The organism is Synechococcus sp. WC101, assembly GCF_047461555.1.
Taxonomy (GTDB): domain Bacteria; phylum Cyanobacteriota; class Cyanobacteriia; order Thermostichales; family Thermostichaceae; genus Thermostichus.
Genome location: NZ_JANSHG010000178.1, coordinates 1 through 4,603, shown reverse-complemented (window position 1 = coordinate 4,603; position 4,603 = coordinate 1). Strand labels below are relative to the sequence as shown.

The 4,603-nt window shown below is 61.1% G+C and carries 4 protein-coding genes and 1 pseudogene; 2 read left to right on the top strand and 3 right to left on the bottom strand.

Annotated elements, in window-relative coordinates; genetic code table 11:
• On the top strand, positions 1-701 hold a 701-nt coding region (locus NW809_RS10900), incomplete at its 5' end, for an extracellular solute-binding protein (RefSeq protein WP_414402127.1).
• A 69-nt stretch (positions 702-770) separates the two neighbouring features.
• On the opposite strand, the gene tig is transcribed toward NW809_RS10900, so the two are convergent.
• From tig to ccsB, 3 genes are all read right to left on the bottom strand, one after another.
• On the bottom strand, positions 771-2,444 hold the full coding sequence (tig, locus tag NW809_RS10895; RefSeq protein WP_011430102.1) for a trigger factor: 1,674 nt from the start codon (positions 2,442-2,444) through the stop codon (positions 771-773).
• Positions 2,445-2,532: 88 nt separating this feature from the next.
• Positions 2,533-2,916 (bottom strand): lipopolysaccharide assembly LapA domain-containing protein, encoded by a 384-nt coding sequence (locus tag NW809_RS10890; RefSeq protein WP_011430103.1) that lies wholly within the window; start codon positions 2,914-2,916, stop codon positions 2,533-2,535.
• Between the two features lie 84 nt (positions 2,917-3,000).
• Entirely contained in the window at positions 3,001-4,008 is a 1,008-nt protein-coding gene (ccsB, locus tag NW809_RS10885) for a c-type cytochrome biogenesis protein CcsB (RefSeq protein WP_041438997.1), read from the bottom strand.
• A 239-nt stretch (positions 4,009-4,247) separates the two neighbouring features.
• On the opposite strand from ccsB, the pseudogene NW809_RS10880 reads away from it, so the two are divergent.
• Positions 4,248-4,603, top strand: a pseudogene (locus NW809_RS10880) (hypothetical protein); the annotation flags it as partial.

Genomic DNA, 4,603 nt, shown 5'->3' with positions numbered 1-4,603 from the left:
AGGGGCAGATCTGGGGCGTGCCCTGGCGCTGGGGGGTAACGGCCATTGCCTACCGCCGCGACCGGGTGAGCGACCCCATCCGGGACTGGGCGGATCTGTGGCGGCCTGAGCTGGCCGGCAAACTCACCCTGCCAGATCACCCCCGGGAGGTGATCGGGCTCGTCCTCAAAAAGCTGGGCCGCTCCTACAACGATCCCCTCGATCCCGAAGAGGCCGAACTGCGGCGAGAGCTGGGATCCCTGCACCGCCAGGTTCTGGCCTATACTTCCGCCGACTACTTGCCCATGTTGCGCCTGGCCGATAGCTGGGTGGCTGTGGGCTGGTCGCAGGATCTCTATGCCACCCAGGCCAACTACCCCGAGCTGGAGGTGGCGATCCCGGCTTCGGGATCCGCCATCTGGTGGGATGTCTGGGTGCGGCCGCATAGAGCTCACAACGCTTCCCCAGAGCTGGAAGGATCCCTGCTGGCCGACTGGATTGACTTCGTCCTAACCCCAGAGTTCGCCCCCCGCCTGGTGAACTTGAGCGGGATCCCTTCGGTTTGGCCGCTGGATTTGGCCCAACTCTCTCCTCGGCTGCGTCGCAGGGCTGACTTTCAGCCTTCTACCTGGGAGCGCGCCGAGATTTGGCGGCCTCTGAGCCCCGCCGAAGCCGAGTCCTACCTCCGCCTCTGGGACCAGATGCGGCGCGGCCTCTTGTAGCCCGGCTTTTTCCGACCCCGGCGGCCAAGGTGTGAGAACCGGCAAGTCTAGGGAGGCAACCAGGACCCTCTACTTGTCCTTTTTGCTCTTTTTGCCCGCTTTGGGTGTCTCCGCGACGGCCTGTTCCAGTTGCAAGCCAGCAGGGTCTGTGGCCGCCTCTGCAGAAGGCTCAACCGCCTCAGGGATCCCAGACGCCTCTGCTTCTACAGAAGGGAGAGCTGCCTGCGGCTCTGTTGCAACCTCCCCCTCAGCTTTCGCATCGACAGGAGGCTCAACTGCCTCGGGGATCGCGGATCCCTCTGGCTTCTCGGCCTCAAACTCCGTCTCCGGCACCCCTGCCCTAGCCGACTCAGACCTCTCCTGCCGGTCTTCACCCTCAGAGCGGGGCGAGAGGGTGGGCGGTTCGGTGGGGTTGCCTTCGCTATCGACCCAGTTGACCGTGGTTTGGGACTTCAGCCAGGCCATCACCTTGTTGGCGAGCAGATCTTCGTGGACTGCTTGGCGGACTCGCTCCCGATCCAGCTTCTGCCCTTGCTGCGCATAGGCCGCCATCACCTCTTCCACCTCGACTTCCAATTCGTTGGGGCCTACGGCAATCTGCTCCTGCCGGACGATAGCGCTCAGAGCCAAGGTGCGCCGCAGCCGGTTGATGGCCTCGGGCCGGTGGCGCTCCATCAACTGGTTGAGAGTTTCCGGCGGCAGTTGGGACAAGAACTTGCGGATCTCTCCCGGCGTGACCCCTTGCTGCTGCTGCAGCGACTGAAGGCTTCGGGCCAGCAGTTGTGTCGTTTCTTGCTCGACTAGGGTCTCCGGCAGATCCACCTCGGTGGTTTCCAAGATGGCATTGAGGATGGCCGTCTCCAGGTTCTCCTCAGATTGCCGCAGGGCATCTTGCTCGAGGCGCTTTTGCAGGTGTTCCCGCAGTTCGGCCACCGTCTGAAACTCGCTGATCTCCTGCACAAAGGCGTCATCCAGCTCCGGCAGCTCTTTGGTCTTGATCTCTTTGAGGCAGACGGTAAACGTAACCGTTTTCCCGGCCAACTCTTTTCTGAAGTAATCGTCGGGGAAAGTAGCTGTGATCTCCTTGGTTTGGTCGAGCTGCATGCCGACCACGCCCGCCACAAAACCAGGGATGAAGTTCTCCTCTTTGAGCTCCAACTGAAAGTCCTGGGCGGCGATTTCCTCCAGAGGATTGCCCTCGGCATCGCGGGCTTGAAAATCGATCACCACCACATCCCCCAACTGGGCGGGCCGATCCTCCACCGGCAAGAGGGTGGCCCGCTGATCCCGCCACCGGTCGATGAGCTGGTCGATCTGTTCGGGCTTGACGGTGACGCGGGTGGCCGTGACGGTCAGGCCCTTGTATTGGCCGACACGGGCTTCGGGGTACACCTCCACATACCCCGAGAAGCTGAAGTCGGCCTCCGGGTTGAAGCGATCCAGAAGCTGCTCCACCTTGTCGTCCAGCTCGAAGCGGCTGATGGGATGCAGTTGGGTGTCCTTGAGCGCCTGTTGGATGGCCTCGTTGATCAGGTCATCGACGGCACTGGCCATGACGCGCTCGCGGCCCACCTGGCGTATCACCAGGTTGCGGGGAGCTTTGCCCTTGCGAAATCCGGGGATCTGGATATTCCGCTCCAGTTGGCGCAAGGTTTTTTCGTAGGAGCGCTTAACCTGGTCGGCTTCTACCACGATCTTGAGGCCAACCCGGCTGCCAGGACGTTTTTCTTGTGTGACCTGCATAGGAAGTGATGGGCTAGTGGAAGAGGCAAGCAGAATTTCAATCTTACCCCAACTGCTTGGAGATCGACGGGATCCATTCGGAACAGTTCTAGGCAGGGGATCCCTCTGTGGTGACTTCCTTAACGTCCTGAATGTCTTCCTGGGGCTCGGCACGCTTGCTGGGGGGCAGTTGCTTGACTTTGGCTTCCAGCTCCACCACCATTTCCTTCAGCTCGCTAATGGTGACTTCCTTTTCTTGCAACTGCCGATTTTTCTCGCGGGCTTCGATGCTGAATTGGAGACGCATCCAGAGGCTATAGAGCCAGGCAAGGGCGGCCCCGATCCCGGCAGAGGCCAACAGTTCGATCGCCAGCGGGCTTTCAACGCTGACGCCGGGGGCAAAGGTAATCGTGACCGGGCTGGCGTTTTGCATGGCGAAAAGAGCGATTCCCAGGAGGGCCGAGAACAGGATCAGGTAGTTGAACAGTCGCATGCTTTTCTCCTCAGAGGGATCCACGACGGCTTGCCAGCACCAGAATACCCACAAACGGGGGTTGATTTGTTGGCCCAAGAGATCTCAGAAGAACCAGCCATAGCTGTGTAAGCCTTTGCCCAGAAAGTTCACCCCCAGATAACACACCCAAACCACCCCAAAGCCCAAGCTGGCCAAGAGAGCGGGGCGCTTGCCCTGCCAGCCTTTGGTGATGCGGGCGTGCAAATAGGCGGCAAAGACCAACCAGGTGATCAAGGCCCAGGTTTCTTTGGGATCCCAGCTCCAGTAGGTGCCCCAGGCTTCGTTGGCCCAGACGGCGCCGGCAATGATGCCGATGGTCAGCAGCGGGAACCCCAGCCCGATTAGCCGGTAGCTGGTGTTGTCTAAGATTTCCGCCAGGCTCAGCCGTTGCAGCGGGATCCCTTCGGGTGCCGGTTGGGGAGGGGGTTCAGCCGGTCGGGGGGAGCGGATCCCGGCGTAGACCAGTTCTGCAGCGGGCGATGGCAGGGTGGCTTCTGTCCATTCGGGGTGGGTTGCAGGCTGAGAGGGTCCAAATTGCAGGCCGAGGGAGTTGCCCTTTAACTGAACTTCCTGGCCGCGGGTGACGATGAGAAAAGCGATGGCCAAAAGGGATCCCACCAAGAGGGCTGCATAGGCCAGAAGCATCACCGTTACATGCATCATCAGCCAGTTGGATTGCAAAGCCGGCACCAGTGGCTGGGCCTCCTGCATATCTGCCGGCAGGGCCAGGGCGGCAAAGGCCACAACGCCCGTCGCCAGCGGGGCGGTCGTCACCCCCACCCAACGGCTACGAGTCCAGTGGAGAGCCAGCAGATGCAAGGCGGTGATCCCCCAGGCCAAGAAAAACAAAGACTCGTACAAGTTACTCAAGGGGAAATAGCCGGCATCGATCCAGCGGGCCGTCAGCAGGGCGGCGATCGTCAAGTTCGCCCCGATCATCCCCGCCAAGCCCAGCTCCGACAGAAGCTGCACCTGGGGAAACGCTGCCCCGCCCCAATAAAACAGCATGGCCCCTAAGCAAACGGCAAAGGCCACGTTGTTGAGCAAAGCCTGCCACTGAGCTAGATCCAGGCCTGCAAGGGCCGTTATCGCCAACACAGCCATACCTGACCTCAGAAGTTCTCCTGACCTGGCTTGGGCCAGACCGCTGATCCCATTCTAGGGCGGGGGAGGGGATCTTCCCCAAAGGACACATGCTGGTAATGTGGGGATGGCTTATCTGCAGCTCGGCAGGATACCGAAAGTGTTGGGATGTGAGGCTCATGCAAAGACACGCGGGAAAGGCCAGAACCTGGAGATGGGGATGGTGGATGGCTCTGGTGGCGGCTCTTGTGCTGGTCGCTTGCGCTGGATCCCCGCTTGAACAGCCCCAGGAACAGCTACCTCAGCTCGAGCGGGTACCGGTGCCGCCGGAGATCGCCAAGCTGGATGCCTACTTGGAGCACTGCCGTCCGCGAGTACAGATCCTCAGCCCCCAACCCGGAGAGGTGTTGTCGGAGCGGCAAGTAACCGTTCGCTTTGCGGTGCAGGGGTACCCGCTCTTTAAAGATCCGCAACTGGGCCTTGGCCCCCATCTGCACGTGGTGCTGGACAACCGGCCCTACATCGCCCATTACGACGCCGATGCTCCCCTCGTTTTCGAAGATTTGGAGCCGGGATCCCATAC